Source organism: Sphingomonas sp. PvP056 (assembly GCF_040549155.1).
Classification (GTDB): Bacteria; Pseudomonadota; Alphaproteobacteria; order Sphingomonadales; family Sphingomonadaceae; genus Sphingomonas.
Genome location: NZ_JBEPST010000005.1, coordinates 270,878 through 285,677, shown reverse-complemented (window position 1 = coordinate 285,677; position 14,800 = coordinate 270,878). Strand labels below are relative to the sequence as shown.

The 14,800-nt window shown below is 63.8% G+C and carries 11 protein-coding genes and 2 pseudogenes; 3 read left to right on the top strand and 10 right to left on the bottom strand.

Features of this window, described 5'->3' with window-relative positions; all coding sequences use genetic code 11:
* Positions 1 to 24: 24 nt before the first annotated feature.
* The 7 genes from ABIC17_RS14065 to ABIC17_RS14035 all read right to left on the bottom strand — a co-directional run bounded on the left by ABIC17_RS14065 (position 25) and on the right by ABIC17_RS14035 (position 8,746).
* Positions 25 to 474 (bottom strand): GtrA family protein, encoded by a 450-nt coding sequence (locus tag ABIC17_RS14065; protein ID WP_354282726.1) that lies wholly within the window; start codon positions 472 to 474, stop codon positions 25 to 27.
* Positions 475 to 482: 8 nt separating this feature from the next.
* A complete protein-coding gene (locus ABIC17_RS14060; protein WP_354282724.1) occupies positions 483 to 2,300 on the bottom strand; it encodes a thiamine pyrophosphate-binding protein in 1,818 nt (605 codons plus the stop codon).
* Complete coding sequence (locus tag ABIC17_RS14055; RefSeq protein ID WP_354282722.1) at positions 2,297 to 3,334, bottom strand: NAD-dependent epimerase/dehydratase family protein; 1,038 nt, start codon at positions 3,332 to 3,334, stop codon at positions 2,297 to 2,299. Before ABIC17_RS14055 ends, ABIC17_RS14060 begins: the two co-directional genes overlap by 4 nt.
* Positions 3,331 to 4,653, bottom strand: coding sequence for a hypothetical protein (locus tag ABIC17_RS14050; protein WP_354282720.1), 1,323 nt, complete (start codon positions 4,651 to 4,653; stop codon positions 3,331 to 3,333). Before ABIC17_RS14050 ends, ABIC17_RS14055 begins: the two co-directional genes overlap by 4 nt.
* Complete coding sequence (locus tag ABIC17_RS14045; RefSeq protein WP_354282718.1) at positions 4,650 to 5,663, bottom strand: glycosyltransferase family 2 protein; 1,014 nt, start codon at positions 5,661 to 5,663, stop codon at positions 4,650 to 4,652. Before ABIC17_RS14045 ends, ABIC17_RS14050 begins: the two co-directional genes overlap by 4 nt.
* Positions 5,647 to 6,765, bottom strand: a complete 1,119-nt coding sequence (locus ABIC17_RS14040) for a capsule biosynthesis protein (RefSeq protein WP_354282716.1) — start codon at positions 6,763 to 6,765, stop codon at positions 5,647 to 5,649. Before ABIC17_RS14040 ends, ABIC17_RS14045 begins: the two co-directional genes overlap by 17 nt.
* An 85-nt stretch (positions 6,766 to 6,850) precedes the next feature.
* Complete coding sequence (locus ABIC17_RS14035; protein WP_354282714.1) at positions 6,851 to 8,746, bottom strand: polysaccharide biosynthesis/export family protein; 1,896 nt, start codon at positions 8,744 to 8,746, stop codon at positions 6,851 to 6,853.
* Between the two features lie 466 nt (positions 8,747 to 9,212).
* Here ABIC17_RS14035 and ABIC17_RS14030 point away from each other — a divergent pair.
* Positions 9,213 to 9,420 (top strand): annotated as a pseudogene (locus ABIC17_RS14030) (FAD-dependent monooxygenase); the annotation flags it as partial.
* Positions 9,421 to 9,463: 43 nt separating this feature from the next.
* Positions 9,464 to 10,234: pseudogene (locus ABIC17_RS14025) on the top strand (IS3 family transposase); the annotation flags it as partial.
* Between the two features lie 244 nt (positions 10,235 to 10,478).
* Here ABIC17_RS14025 and ABIC17_RS14020 read toward each other — a convergent pair.
* Both ABIC17_RS14020 and ABIC17_RS14015 read right to left on the bottom strand, forming a co-directional pair.
* Positions 10,479 to 11,315 (bottom strand): hypothetical protein, encoded by an 837-nt coding sequence (locus ABIC17_RS14020; RefSeq protein ID WP_354282712.1) that lies wholly within the window; start codon positions 11,313 to 11,315, stop codon positions 10,479 to 10,481.
* A gap of 14 nt (positions 11,316 to 11,329) precedes the next feature.
* Entirely contained in the window at positions 11,330 to 12,268 is a 939-nt protein-coding gene (locus ABIC17_RS14015) for a VOC family protein (protein ID WP_354282710.1), read from the bottom strand.
* 185 nt (positions 12,269 to 12,453) lie between these two features.
* On the opposite strand from ABIC17_RS14015, the gene ABIC17_RS14010 reads away from it, so the two are divergent.
* Positions 12,454 to 13,509: an alpha/beta hydrolase gene (locus ABIC17_RS14010; RefSeq protein WP_354282708.1), complete on the top strand. Its 1,056-nt coding sequence runs from the start codon at positions 12,454 to 12,456 to the stop codon at positions 13,507 to 13,509.
* Positions 13,510 to 13,579: 70 nt separating this feature from the next.
* Here the strand turns inward: ABIC17_RS14010 and ABIC17_RS14005 are convergent, their stop codons facing one another.
* Positions 13,580 to 14,455, bottom strand: a complete 876-nt coding sequence (locus tag ABIC17_RS14005; protein ID WP_354282706.1) for an SDR family oxidoreductase — start codon at positions 14,453 to 14,455, stop codon at positions 13,580 to 13,582.
* Positions 14,456 to 14,800 lie beyond the last annotated feature (345 nt).

The window sequence follows — 14,800 nt, the reverse complement described above, 5'->3', positions numbered from 1 at the left end:
GGAACAGCCGAGCCTTCAACCTTGTCATGAGTCCGGAACGACCGAAGGCGGCTCTTGCGCGCCGAAGGTGACGCGGTTGTGCCAGAACCAGCTGAGTACCGCGAGCGTGACGGCGAAGCCGAGTTGCGCGATGATCGGTGGCAGATGCGCGACCTCGACCAGAAACGGCAGCGCCGCCCAGTTCACCGCATAGTTCGCCAGATAGAAAGCGAGGAAGCGGATGAGCTCGCGGCCGGTCCGCCCTTGCGTCTGGAAGACCAGCAGCTTGTAGGTCATGAAGGCGAACAGCGTGGCGAGCGCTTGCGCGATCAGCAGCGCGACCATGTAGTGGATCCGCAGCCACGGCACGGACCATAGCAACACCGGGTAAAGGGTCAGGCCGAGCGCCGTGTTCAGTCCGCCGACCATGAGAAACCGCAACGGCTTCCCACCGCGGGCGACGAGGGACGATGCGGCATCCACAATGCGGTGCATGACGGCGCTCACTCCTCGATCAGGGCGATGCGCATGTTTTCGCGCAGCACCTCTCGGTCGAGGAACGGCGACAGATCCTCCAGAGCGGGCGAGGTGATGCGGCCGTCGGGATGCTGCTTGGCACCGAGCTTTGGCGCGAAGGGCACGTTCTCGTCGATCAGGATCTCGCAAAGCGCCGGCCCCTCGGCGTCCAGCGTCGCGCGGATTGCGGCTTCCAGCTCGTCGTGGCGGCTGGCGCGCATATGGTTGAAGCCGAATGCGGTCGCGAGCTTGCTGAAGTCGGGGAAGGTGACGTTGCTCTTGGGCCCGCCGCCGACTTCGACGCCGTTGAAGAAGTTGCGGTGCGTCTGGAAGATCGAGACATAGCCGTTGTTGTTAAGCAGGAACACCTTCACCGGCAGGCCGTAGCCCGCGATCGTCTGCATCTCCTGCAGGTTCATCATGATGCTGCCGTCCCCTGCAATGCAGATCACGCGCTTGTGGCGTCCAGTTGCGGCAGCCACGCCGATCGCGGCCGGCAGCTCGTAGCCCATCGTCGCGCAGCCCGAATTGGTCCACAGCCGCTGGCCCTTCTTGAGGTCGGCAGTCTGGAAGCTGACCACGCACGCGCTGCCGTTGCCCGTAACGACGATATCGTCCTCCGCGAGCTGCGCGAACAGCTTCTGCATCGCCACATAGGGGTGGCACACCTTGCTATTCTCATATTCGGGCAGCACCACCGGGAAGCGGCGGCCACGCTCCTTGCCCCATTCGAGCCACTCGCGTTGCTCGGCCGTGGGGCCCGCATAGGGCTGGTCGAGCAGGGCAGGGATCAGGTCCTTCAAGTCCGCGACGACGGGCATGTCGGGCCTGACGTTGGGCTTCTGCAGCTCGATCGGGTCGATATCGACCCAGATCTTATACGCCTCGCGCGCGAAGCTCGCCCAATTGTAGCTGACCTGGCGGATGTTGAGCCGGCTGCCGAGCACGATCAGCAGGTCGGCGCTCTGCGTCACCATGTTGCCCGGGCGATCGCCGATCGTGCCGGGACGACCGCAATACAGCGGATGGTCGTTCCAGATCACGTCGTGCGCGTTCCAGCCGGTCACGACCGGCACGCCGAGCTTCTCGACCAGCGTGATGAAGTCGGCATGCGCCCCCGACAGGCGGACGCCGCCGCCGGCGAACACCACCGGTCGCTTGGCGCTGGCCAGCCGATCAAGGATCGCGGCGGCCGCGGCGGTGAGGTCGGTCCTGGTCCAGGGTTCGTTCAGTTCGGCGGGGTCGAAGCCGGGGAGGAGGTCGTCGGGGTCGATCTGCGCCGCCTGGACGTCGAGCGGGATGTCGAGCCATACCGGGCCGGGGCGTCCGGTCGTTGCGAGATGGATCGCCTTTTCGAGATGATAGCGGATCGAGCGCGGGTCGGTGACCATCGTCACATATTTGGTGATCGGCGTGACGATCGGCTCGATGTCGAGCTCCTGGTCGCCATATTGGCGCAGCGGCAAACCGGTGTGGCGGACCGTCGTCTCGATCTTCACCTGGCCCGAGATGACGAGCATCCCGACCGAATCGACGAACGCGCCGTAGACGCCCGTGATCGTGTTCGTGCCGCCCGGGCCCGAGGTGACGTTGACCACCGCCAGTCGGTTGGTGAGCCGATAATAGGCCTCGCCCGCCATCGCCAGCGCCTGTTCGTGATGGCAGAAGGTCGTGGTGAGATCGGGATGCGTGCCGATCGAATGGTTGAGGTGCATCGCCCCACCGCCGGTCAGCATGAACACGTCGCGCACCCCGTGCGCCACGAGTTGCTCCGCAAGCCAGTTCGACAGCTTCATCTTGGTCATCTCGTCCACCCGTTCCAGGCCGCCGTTCGGCGAATTGCTTCATCAAGTCCGATTGTTGCCGCGACACCAAGTTCGCGCTGGATCAGCGCGGTCGAGGGGACGTAGCGGCCGGGGTTCCACCCGGGATCCGGCTTGCCCAGCACTTCATGCCCCGCATCCCCCAGCAGCGCCGCCGTGCGCGCCGCCAGCTCGGCGATCGAAACCGCTTCTTCCGAGCCGACATTGTACGTCGCCCCGGGTTCGGCGCGCAGCAGCATTGCCCACAGCCAGGTCGTGAGATCGGCCGCGTAGAGATACGATCGCACCGCCGTTCCCGCGCCCTCGACGCGCACGGTTCGTCCCGCCATCGCGTCGCGGATGAAATTGCCCGCGGCGAAATGGATGTCGAGGCCCAGCAAAGGCCCGAGCAGCGCAAAGATCCGAGCAACGATCGTGTCGAGCCCGTGGCTCTTGCGGTAGATCGCGCAGAGCAGTTCGGCGGCGCGCTTGGCTTCGGCATAGGTATTGCGCGCATCGCGCGGATCGGGGCCGCCCAGCCAGTCCTCGCCGACATGGGTCATCGCAGCGGGCTGCGCCCCGTAGACCGCACCCGAACTCAGGAAGAAGAACCGCTCCGCCCCCGCCGCGATCGCAAAATCGAGTGCGCGCCGCGTTCCGTCGACGACCGTGTCGAACATCTGCATCGGCCGGTTCATGTTGACGTCCGCGCTCGCCTCGGTCGCGGCGTGGAGCACATGCGTGTAGCGCTGGCCGTCGGGTTCGAACGCCAAGATATCGCCGGCGACGAAACGGAAGCCGGGATGGCTGGTAAGGTGCGGTGCCTTGGTGGCGAAGGCGGCCGGGTTGCGCGTCAGCACCGTGACATCGACGCCGATGCCGTAGCGCAGATCCGCCGCGCGCAGCGCCTCGAGCATCCAGCGGCCAATGAAACCGGTGCCGCCGGTGATGTAGAGCCGCTTGCCGCGGAGTTGCGACCAATCGTCCGCCAGGGCGGAGCCGATCGCGGCGAGGTCGTCGTCGAGCGTCCAGGTCATGCGGGCACCTGCATCAGAGACACGGCCAGGGTTGGGCGTTGCCCGCGATGCGCGCGGGCGATCAGCAGCAGACTGTCGAGCGCAAGCCCCCAGAACAGGATGACGATGAAGCCCGGACGAAGGAACATGCCGGCCGCCATGCCGACAGGCGTCGTAACCGGCTGCCCGCCAAGCCACGACGTGTTGTGGAGGACCGCAAAATTACCGAGGCCATAGTCGTAGGAGACACACAACAGATATCCCATGGTGATGGCGATCATGGGGCCAGCGCGCTCCCAGCGCTCCAGGAACAGCAGGAACACAACGAAGGATTCGGTATACCCGCCGGGATTCTGGTTCATCAGGTAGATCGTGAGAACCATCAGCGCGACGCGCGACGTGGGTAACGCGCGCGGTTGAAGCCAGGCGCCAACAAACACCAGCAGCGCCAGCGCCTGACTCATATGCAGGACGACCGGTATCCAGAAAACCAGCTGTTCCAGGAATTTCGACCCTACGAAGTCGCGGGTCGGAAATTTGTAACTGTCGAGATCCAGGACGGGCGCATAGCTGGTGGAGTAGAAGAGGAACTCGTAGACATAACCGCTGACGTACTGCGCCCAGTTCACGGTATTGGCGTATAATTGCATCGGCGTGCCGTCGCCAAACGCGGCAAATGTGACGAGATAGACGAACAGGGTGAGTAAGCCGGCCAACTCCAGCACGCGCCACTGTCGCTTCAACGCCCAAGCCATGGTCGGGACAACGAGGTACGGCTTGAAGTTGATCGTCACCGCTGCTGCCAAGGCGCGGATCACCGGCGACCGTACGATGTTGCCGTGGGCGAGCGTAAAGAACACGAAGCACGGCAAGATCAGATTGCCGCGTTCCAGGGTGAACAACCAGGGAAGGCCGAAAATGAAACACACGCTGCGGAACGGCGCGGTGCGCGCGTCCGCACGCCAGAAGGCAAGAGCCGCGAGCGCCGAGCCGAGCACGTACCAGCAGAGAATTGCCGTCACGCCGACCCAATCGCAATCGCGCCCCACAAAACTGCTGGCGTCATAGCAACCAGGCATGCCGAAGATTCGCAGGAATACGAACGAAAGCGGCGGGTAGACCGTGCGCCAATTATCGAACGCGCCAGGATTGTGCGCCCAGAACGCGGTGTTGAACCAGTCCATAAAGGTGTCGTTGGTATCGAAGATGAAGGGCGGCGGCAGAAACCCGTCATAGGTGAAGCGAACGGCCAGGTGCGCCAATCCGGCGACCACGAGCAGGGTGAGGCCCATTTCGGGAATGCGGCGGCGCGATTCGCCCGGAGCGCGCTTGATCCTCATAGCGTGTCTGTCGTGATTGGCTTGACGAACGTACGCGACGACGGTCGCTCCCGCCCGGGCGGGAAGCCCAAACGCTCGTCCTCGATCACCATCGGCACGTTGCGCGTCCGCTCGGCAATCGCGCGGACCTGTTCGCCGATCAGGCCGAGGATCAGCAGCAGGACGCTGAACATGCCGGTCTGAACGCCGAGCAGAAGCAACAGGCCGGTGACGCCGCCCCCCAGGAGCGCAGAGATTGGGGTCGCAAGCAGCAATAGCGCAGCGATTGCTCCGACATAGACCGACAGGATCAAGGGCGCGCGCAGTAACGCCTTCGACGAGCCCGCCAGCCCGGACACCGCAAAATCGAACAGCGTGCGCCAGTTGTTCTTGGTGACACCCGCGGCCCGTTCGGGTCGATCGAACGGGATCACCGCCAGACGGAAGCCGCTTTCCACCACCATGCCGCGAAAGAAGGGCTCCGGCTCGTTCCAGGATGCCAGCGTATCGACGCAGGCGCGGCTGAAGAGACCGAACCCGGTCGCGCCCGGGATGACCGGATAGTCGGCGAAACGGCCGAGCAAGGTATAGCCCAGGCTCCGGCTGAGCCGCGTTCCGAACGACGCGCGCTCGCTGCGGCGCTGGCCGAGCACGACCTCGGCACCGGCGCGCCACTGCGCGATCAAGGGGCCGATCAAGGCCGGCGGATCCTGGAAATCGGCGCACATCGCGATCACGGCGGATCCCTCCGCCTGATAGATGGCGTAGGTAGGCGACCGCATCTGCCCGTAATTGCGGTTGTTGAAGATGACGCGCGTGGTCGGGTCCGCAGCGACGATCTCGCGCATCATCGGGCGCGTGCGATCGGTCGACGCATTGTCGATGAAGAGGATTTCGTAACTGCGGGCGTGCGTCTCCAGCTCGGCCTTCACCGCGGCGTGGATCTGCCGAACGTTTTCCTCTTCGTTATAACACGGGATGACGACGGAGATTTCCGGGGAAATTGCCGGCCGTTCACTTGCGGGTGTCATCGTCGCTCCTGCCGAGCACATCGCTCCATCGCAGCCCGGTCGCGGGCACATACAGCTCGGTGAACAGCGCCAGCAGGACCAGCGCCACCAGCAGGCCGACCGCCGGAATGTTGTAATGCCGCGCCGCGTCGAGGTTGGCCGGTTCGATAACCTGGATATAGGTCGCACTCTCGGCCACGATATTCTCGACCGCCGACTGCTCGGAGGCGCGGGCGTAGACATCGTACAGCCCCTGCGCGAAGCGATAGTCGCGGTACAGGTTGAGATAGCGGCTCTGCAGTTGCGACAGACCCGACACGTTCGGGCCGCCCGCGCCAAGGCTTGGCGTGTCCGTCGCGGCCAATTGGCCCTGCAGTGCAGCAAGTTGCGTCTGAGCGGACTGCAGTTGGACGTTCTCGGGTCCGGCGACCTGTGCGAGGCCTTGCACCTCGACCTGCTTGGCCTGGATCTGCGCTTGGAGACTCGCTGTCCGCATGATTTCGCTACCGAGCTGTTGCTCGGGTGCGGCGAGGCGGTTTGCGCGGCGAAATGCGTCGAGCGTGCGCTCGGATTGGGCTACCCGTTCCGACGCATCCTTGAAACGATCCCGCACGATCTGCGCCTTGCGCTTCATGGTTTCGCGACCGAGCGCGGCGATGCGGCCGCTGATCGCGTTCTGGTAAGCTGTCGTGAGGTGCAGCGCTTCTTCCGGGTTGCGCGTGCGGGCCTCGATCTCGACCACGCCCCCCAGCAGCAAGTGCACGTCGACCTTGTTCCTAAGCGCGATGCGCGCGGCGGATTCGCTCGAATAGCGGCGATCCGGTCCGACCAGGTTCAACGCCTTCACCACGTCGGTGGTCACGGGGGCGCTACGCCCGATGACGAGATACAGGTCATTCGGCGGACGTCCGCCGCTCAGGAGGCTGGCGAAGCTCGACAACTGCCCGCCCAACGAATTGAGGATCTGGCCAAGGCCCGCGCTGCTCGAATCCTGCGGAAGCAACTTCGCGCGGGCTACCCAGGGCCGCGGGACGACGCACAGGATCGCCAGTACGAGCGCCAGTGCAAGATAGGCCAGGCGACGATTGCGCGCGCGCTGCACCCAAAGGATGGCGTTATGCACGCGCGTCACTGCGACATCGCCATGATCGGAGCGATGAAGCGACAGCAATTGTCGCGCGGAGCGCCACGAAGCGACAAAGCCGATCTCATTTCGCTAACAACGCGAGCGGCGCCAGGCCCACGAGACCCGATGTAAGGGCACTCAATTTGCGCCAGAACTCGCCACGCGCCGGGTTGATCGGGACGTAGATCAGGTCGCCGGGCAGGATCCGCTGATTCAGAACCTTGCCGCCTCCCTTATGGTGCCCGGACCCGACCGAAGATCCATTCGCGTGAATCACGAAGATATGACCGCGGTCGCCGATCTTCTGCACGCCGCCCGCCTGGGCGACATAATCGCTAACCGTGGAACCGGTGCGGAACTGGAAAGAAGCAGGGCTGGCGACGGACCCGAACACACCGACCGCCACCGGGCGCGCAGGAATGTACACTGCATCGTTGTTCTGGAGCACCAACCCATCTGGCAGCGTCGTCGTTTCCGGATCGACATCGAGCACCAGGCGTCCATCCGGCCGCTGCAAGCCGAGCCGATCGATAAGCGTTCTCAACTGGCTGGTTCGGTCGAGCTCGCTGCTGGTCGACAGGGCCGAGGTGAGCGGGGTCGCCGACAGCAGGAATTCGACATCCTGCATGACGCGATCGTAGCTCTGCCGCTGTTGTTGTCGCAGCGCCTCGCGCTTAAACTCGGCGGCGAAGGCGTAGGCATTCGGCGTCAAGCCACCCGCTTGTGCGATCGCTGCGGACAAGGGTGTCCCGGCAGGCACGAAATAGCGGCCGGGCCGAACGACTTCACCGCCCAGCGTCACCAGGACATTCTGGCTGGAGAGTGGACGCGCGATCCCAAGATCGGACAGGACGCGCAGGATCAGCGCGCGGCTGGCGATCTGCGAATTCGCTTCGGTCGGCGTGAGTTGCCGCCAGCCGGCCTTCAGATCAAGCGGGTCGAGCGCGAGCAGCCGCCCGGTGTCTCCCACCGTATTGACCCCGCCTGCATACAACAGCACGGTGGTCAGCGTATCGTTCGGCCGTGCCTCGAAGATCGCTTCGTTATTGACGCTGCCGATCGCGGCGACCTGCGCGCCGACCGGCGCGATGTAGATGACGTCGCCATTCTGCAAGACGGCATCCGCCGATTTGTCGCCCTTCAGCAGGAAATCATACAGGTCGAAGTCCGAGATCAGCCGCCCGTTACGGCGCAGCTGGATCGAGCGGAAACTGCCGCCGGCCGATGGTCCCCCCGCGGCGAGCACGGCATTGACCAGCGTGGAGAGGCTGCTGATCGTGTACGACCCCGGCGTCGTCGAAAAGCCCGTCACGTAGACCGTGATGCCGTGCAGCTGCCCGATCGACACCGACAGGTGGAAGTTGCGATAGACGCGCGACACTTGCGCCGAAATTGCCGATTGCAGATTCCCGTAGCGAAGACCGCCGACCCGCACCGCACCGACGCGCGGAATGAAGATTCGGCCTTCGGTATCGACCGTGACCGGCAGATTATCCGCCTCGGCCGAGCCGATCAGGCCGATCACCAGGCGATCACCCGCATTGATCTTGTAGTCTTCGGGAACGGTGGTGTTGGGCGGCGCTGTGAAATCTCGCGCGCTCGGGACCAGCAAATTGGCCCCGAAGCGGCGGATCGGCTTGTCGGCGACTTCCGAGGCGAAGGTCTCGAACTCGTTTGGCACAGCAAGGCGCGCGTTCGTGCGATTGCGCGTCTCGCTAGCGCTCTGCTCGGCATTGCCCTCATCGGAGGTGCGTTGGCCGCTCGCGCGAATTTCGTCGGAGCGATATTTGGTGTCGTCCGGCCGATACGGACGCTGACTTTGCAGGGTTTGCGTCTGGATCATCGCCGCGCTCGCGGAGCCGTCCGACGCCGTACCTGTCTGGTTGGCCGCAGCTACGCCGAGACCCTGCGCGCTGGCCGGTGCGAGCGGTATCGCTGCCGCTGCAAGCAGTGCCTGCCAACGCCACGCGGCTGCCACCCGCTCCTTGCTTATTACCACTGAATTTCTCTTGTTATTGGTACGAATGATCTAGAACCCGGTCACATGGGAACCGCCCGTGTGTCAACATTGAAAGCATAAGCGAATTATCGTCTTGCGAATGATGGGCAGAGACCGATTATTGTCATAACAGTTACCGGAGACTGCAATTATATAATCGTTATGTACGGGATAATTGTTAGCGTAGGTCTATCCTCCTTAATACAAAACCACCTCATAGCGTTGATTGTCTTCGACAAAATCGAAGAGCAGAATTTACGGCCTTCAGAACTCACCGAAGTCGCATTGACCGTATCTTCTCCACACTGTCGGTCGTTTTGGTCGCTTCGTCGGTGTTCACTCAATCGCGCTCTTCCTCGACGATTATGCTTCGCCTGGGCGTGACACGCTGGCAAGAACAGCCCGTGTCGCGAGAAACCGCAGTTCAAGCGAGGACTGCTTTGCGCCGCTCGCCGCCGGGCCGGTGACGCGCGGCCCTGCGTTCGAAAATGTCGATCGCACCGCTGCGCTCCGATATGTTCGAGACAATGCGTTACGGTCGGCTGTTCCTCTCGGGTGACTCCGCGCACATCGTGCCGCAGAGCGGTGCCAAGGCGCTCGGCCTTGCTGCGTCCGATGTTGCCTATCTGAGCCAAGTGATCTTCCCTCGATTTGACGGACGCCGATGATAGGCTCTGCGGAGCTTGGAGGTGTATGATGGCAAATACGACGAAGCGGCGGTTCCCGGACGAGTTCAAGAACGAGGCGGTGGTGCTGTGGGAGACGAGCGGTCGCCTGCAGAGCGAAGTAACAGCTGAGTTGGGATCATGCCGACGATGCTGCGTCGCTGGCAGCGCAAGCTTGAGGAGAGCAGCGTGCCGGTCGCGAGCCCGGCGGCGAAGCCGCCAGTCTCGACGATGGCGTTGCCCGCGGATCAGGCGTCGGAGATTGCGCGGTTGCGCCGCGAGTTTGAGCGGGCGCGGATGGAGCGCGATGTATTAAAAAAAGCGTCGGCATCTTTGCGGAGATGCCACGATGGAGTTCGCCCTTATCGAGCAGCATGCGTCCGCCTGGCCGGTGAGTGTCATGTTCCGCATGCTCGGCGTGTCCCGCAGCGTCTATTACGATCGGCGCGACCAGGCACCGAGCGCGCGTACAACAGCGAACTTGGCATTACTCCGCGACATGCGTCGGCTCCAAGAGCGGCATCAGGGTCGATACGGATCGCCGGGGATGCATGCCGCCCGGCGGGCGGAAGGCCATCGATGTAGCCGTGGTCGGGTCGAGCGGCCAATGCGCTGACATCGTATCCGCGCGCCGGCTGGGTGCCGGTTCCGACTCTGTACAACCGACAGTCGTCATTATCTGCCGGTCGCGCCGAACCTGCTGGCGCAGAGCTTTCTGGCGAGCGCGCCGAACCGGATCTGGCTCTGGCTTGCCGACATTGAGTATATCGCGACCGGCGAAGGGTGGCTCTACTTGGCCGCAGGGCGTGGCGAACGAATGGCGGTCTTTGGTCGCGCCTTCCGCCTGATCTGCCGTGCCGCTCATCACCCGACGGAGCCTGTTCAGCCGACAAAGCTCGCTATGATGCAACCGCGCTCGCAAGGGGGCCGCTGCGCCCGTAGCGAGACGTCAGGCAGCCGACGAGCACGAGATATGCCTGCAGCGGCAATTCTAACATCCTGACCAAGCTCGCACGCGCCGAACACAAGACGCAGAGCCTGATACGTCAGCGCACCCGGCCAGCACGGTTTTCGAGCACGAGCTTGGAAACGGTGGCGGTCTCGGCCACGCCGGGTAGATGCGAGGTGAAGCCGATCCCGACATAGAACGGAGCGGTCAGCTTAAGCGTAATGGGTGCGCCGAACTGGTGCATCGGCTCGCCTTGCTCGCTCACCCACAGCGTGAACTGGTCACCTTTCTTCTCGATGCCGATGCGCTTCGCTTTGAGCGTGACCAGACTGTCGGGCGACTTGCCGCCAGGCAGGCCGCCGCGACTGCCGATGCGATATTCCATGTCGCTGATCCGCCGCCCCGGGGCGGGACGCTGCGCGAGGTGGATCATGCCGTCGCCGTGCAGCGCTACCAACGCTTCCTTGGCATCGTCGTCGAGCGATTGGCGGATAATCAGCAGCGCCTTGTGGTCACCGAAGCCGCCGTCAGGATAGGCCAGGTCTGCCGCGAGCGAAACATCGCCACGCATCCGTTTGAACAGGAAACGGAACTCGTCGCGGGTGTACCAGACGTTATAGCCAGCCGCGTGGATCGTATAGGTCCCGCCGGCCAACGACGCGCTGCCGGGCACGAGCGCACCCCCGACGTCGGCCTGTCCTTCGAACACGCCGATCGGGGTGTTCTCCACGCGGGTATCGCGGTGGAAGCCGGGTGGCGGTCCAACTTGGTTATGCTGGGTTGACTGCGGATAGGCCCAGTCCGGAGCGAGCGGTGCGCCAGGCGGGCTATTGGCGGCAGAGGTCCCGGGAACCTCCTGCGACACCTGCGCCAGCGAAGCCGGGGACAGGATCGTTATCGTTGCTGCGGCGATCCACGGGATCGGTTTCTGCATGAGCTTTCCTCCGCTTATCGTTGCGGATCGGGCGCGCGGAAGGGGGAGCAGCAGGGTTTGCCGATCGCGTGGAACTCCATCAGCTCGGCACGCGTCCCGTCGGGGTCGAGCAGGTTGAGCTGCCATTTGGCATCGCGTCCGATCTTGGGCGTCTGATCCTGCCCCTGCAGGCGGTCGCCGTTCCACAGCAACGTATAGGCCGCGCGCGTGTCGGGTATGCCGAGCGCGAAATGATTGAGCACGCCGAGGTTGGCGGCCGACATTCCAGGCGGGATGCCTTTAGTGTCGGGCGTCCCCACGACCATATATTCGATCCAGTCGCGCCCGTCGGGCAATTGCAGCGAGATCCAGGTGGGATGATCGTCCTGCATCCCGCCCTCCCAATAGGGCCGCAGCCCGAGGACCGTCTTGTAGAAGCGATCCTCCTTGACGCGATCGTGCACGATGAAGCCGAAATGCATCACGTGGCTGGAAAGCGGGTTGGGCGGTATGGCGGGTAGCTGGGTGGGCGGTTGCATGAATTGCACCACCGTTCCTTCGGGGTCGGTTACCGAAAACCACCGGCTGCCGTCAGCGGCCGACTTCAGCGTCTCGGGCACGGCGACGCCTTGCGCCGCCAGATATGTCCGCATTGCCTCAGCGTTGGCAGTGTTGAACGCGACGTGCGCCAAGCGGTTGATCGAAGGCGCGCCGGGGGGCAGCGGCAGCACCTCGACGAACTGGGAAGGCGCAAAATAATAACGCGCGCCCAAGGGCTGTTCGGGGTCGGGGAGTTTTACCGCACCCAGATCACGGACGTAGAAACGTTCGCTTTTCGCGGGATCCTGTGCGTAGACCGCGATATGCGACACGCTGGCCAGCGGCGGGCGGGCAGGGCCTTGTGCTGCGACCGGCGCCGTCAGTACGAGCGCCGCCAGCGCGGCGCTCCTGCGAGCTATGGTTCGCCTTGTCATGCACTTCACCCCTCTCCGTGCGCTGTTTGCGCTATCATTGATGGGTGTAGATCGGTCCCGCGCGTTTGGCGAGCATCGAACGGCGGCACCGCGCGCGCGGCGCGCTGCTGGTCAAGGTGCTTGGCGTCTTGATGTCGATGCGGCAAATCAATGGCCCGGCACTTGCCGAATGAAGGGAAACCCCAATGCGGATCACGGCCCTGCCTTTGACAGTCTTGCTCGTCGCAGCCGTGAGCGCGCCGGATACCGTTCGCATCGCCCCACCTTATCTCGATGCGCCCGAAATGGCGGCGCAGCGTGCCATGCCGCACGGCACGCTGTACAGCTTCATCATGCACTCGCGCGACAGCCGCATCTATCCCGGCATCCGGCAGCGCGACAACGCCGTCACGCAGCGACGCGATGCTTACGGCAACCGCATCGCGGCGCCGGCGGACGAAGCGTCCGAAGCTGCATCCTATCGCCGAGAAGTCTTTGTCTACATACCGGCGGGCTATCGTCACGGCACCGAGGCGCCAATGCTGGTGGTGCAGGACGGGCGCGATTATGCCGCGCGCGTCACGGCTGCGCTCGACAGCCTGATCGCCGCGCGTCGCGTTCCACCGATCGTTGCCGTGATGATCCAATCGGGCGGCGGGGATGCGCAGGGGTCCGAGCGCGGGCTTGAATATGACACGGTCTCGGGCCGCTACGCCGAATTCGTCGAGCGCGAGGTGCTGCCACGGGTCACCGCCTTGTATGGCGTGCGCTTCACCCACAATCCGGCGCTGCGTGCGGCGATGGGCGGCAGTTCTGGCGCGTCCGCGGCATTCGCCATGGCCTGGTTCCACCCCGAATGGTACGGCAAGGTGCTGTCCTATTCGGGCACGTTCGTGAACCAGGCATCACCTGTCGATCCTGCGTCGCCGCGCGGAGCCTGGGACTTTCACGCCCGGTTCATCCCAGGCAGCCCGCACAAGCCAATCCGAATGTGGATGGAGGTAGGCAGCAAGGATCTGCACTGGCAGGACCCTGAACCGACCTATCACAATTGGCCGATGGCAAACGATCGCATGGCGGCGGCGTTGCGGGCCAAGGGCTACGACTATCGTTATGTCGTTGCGGAGAATGCCGCGCATGTTGATGGTAACGTCATTGCCCAGACATTGCCGGGCGCGCTCGAATGGTTATGGCGCGATGACGTGCATGCGACACGATCACGCGCGCTTTTATCTCAAGCCCCTCGCGCCGTCATCGAATGAGCACAGTTTCGCCAAAGCCAACCTCAGCTTATTGCGGGTATGCAATCGGCTGAGGTCGGGTTTATCGGGCTCAGGAAATCGGAACGCCGCCGGTAACAGCCACGACGTTGCCAGACATGTAGCTTCCCTCCGCTGCCGCAAGCATCACATAGGCGCGCGCGAGCTCGCCCGGCTGTCCGGCGCGTCCGATCGGCGTGTTCTGCCCGAGGGTCTCCAGTTCCTCCGGCGATTTGGCGATCGGCTGGATCGGCGTCCAGATCGGGCCGGGCGCCACCGCGTTCACGCGAATGCCGTCGCTCACCAGAAGGTTGGACAGGCCCACCGTCAGGCTCGATATCGCGCCTTTGGTCGCGGCATAGACGATCATGTTCTTGCCAGCGACCTTGGCCTGCTCGCTGGTCGTATTGATGATCGCCGAGCCCGGCTTCATGTGCGGAACAGCCGCCTTGGCCAAACGGATCATGGCAAAGACGTTGGCAGCGAAAGCGCCCTGCATCTCGTCGTCGTCGACGCTATCCAGCCCCTCGTTCATCGTCTGAGCGGCAGCATTGTTGACGAGGACATCGATGCCGCCGAGTTCCGCGACCGTTCGTTCGACGAGGGTCGCGCAGTGATCCCGGTCGCGCAGATCGCCCGGCAGCAAGACGCATCGCCGTCCTGCCTTCTCGACCCAATTCCGTGTCTCTTCGGCGTCGACCTGCTCTTCCGCGAGGTAGGAGATGGCGACGTTTGCACCTTCGCGGGCGTAGGCGATCGCCACTGCCCGGCCGATACCCGAATCTCCCCCGGTTATGAGCGCCACCTTGCCCTTGAGCAGGCCCTTGCCGACGTAGCTCTCCTCGCCATGGTCAGGCTTGGTTCGCATCTTGGTCGTTAAGCCGGGCCGTGGCTGCTGCGGCTCATTAGGAAAACGTGTTGGCTGGTTCGTGCGCGGGTCGTCGGTCATATCGGTTCCTGCTGGTAGGGTCAGCAGCAAACGGCTCACAAGAGATAACGTGCCCGCGCAACCAGCACGCGCGCGCATTAAGCCGTCAAAGTGCGATCAGGAACGGGCCTCCGATGTCGGGGAGCGGGGAAGGGAGCTTGGATGACTAGTTTTATGCCACGTTAGTGCCATACGGCCGGAGGAAAGAGTTTTACAGCGGTAAAACTCTGTCCCCACGACCGGACGATGAATAACAACCCCGCGCTTTGCTGCTGATCGTCTTGGTGAAAGCACGGATTTCGATCATCTCGCGATGAGGCTGCCGACGGCGATCCAGCATAGCGCAGGCGCTTCGCCTTGTGGCGG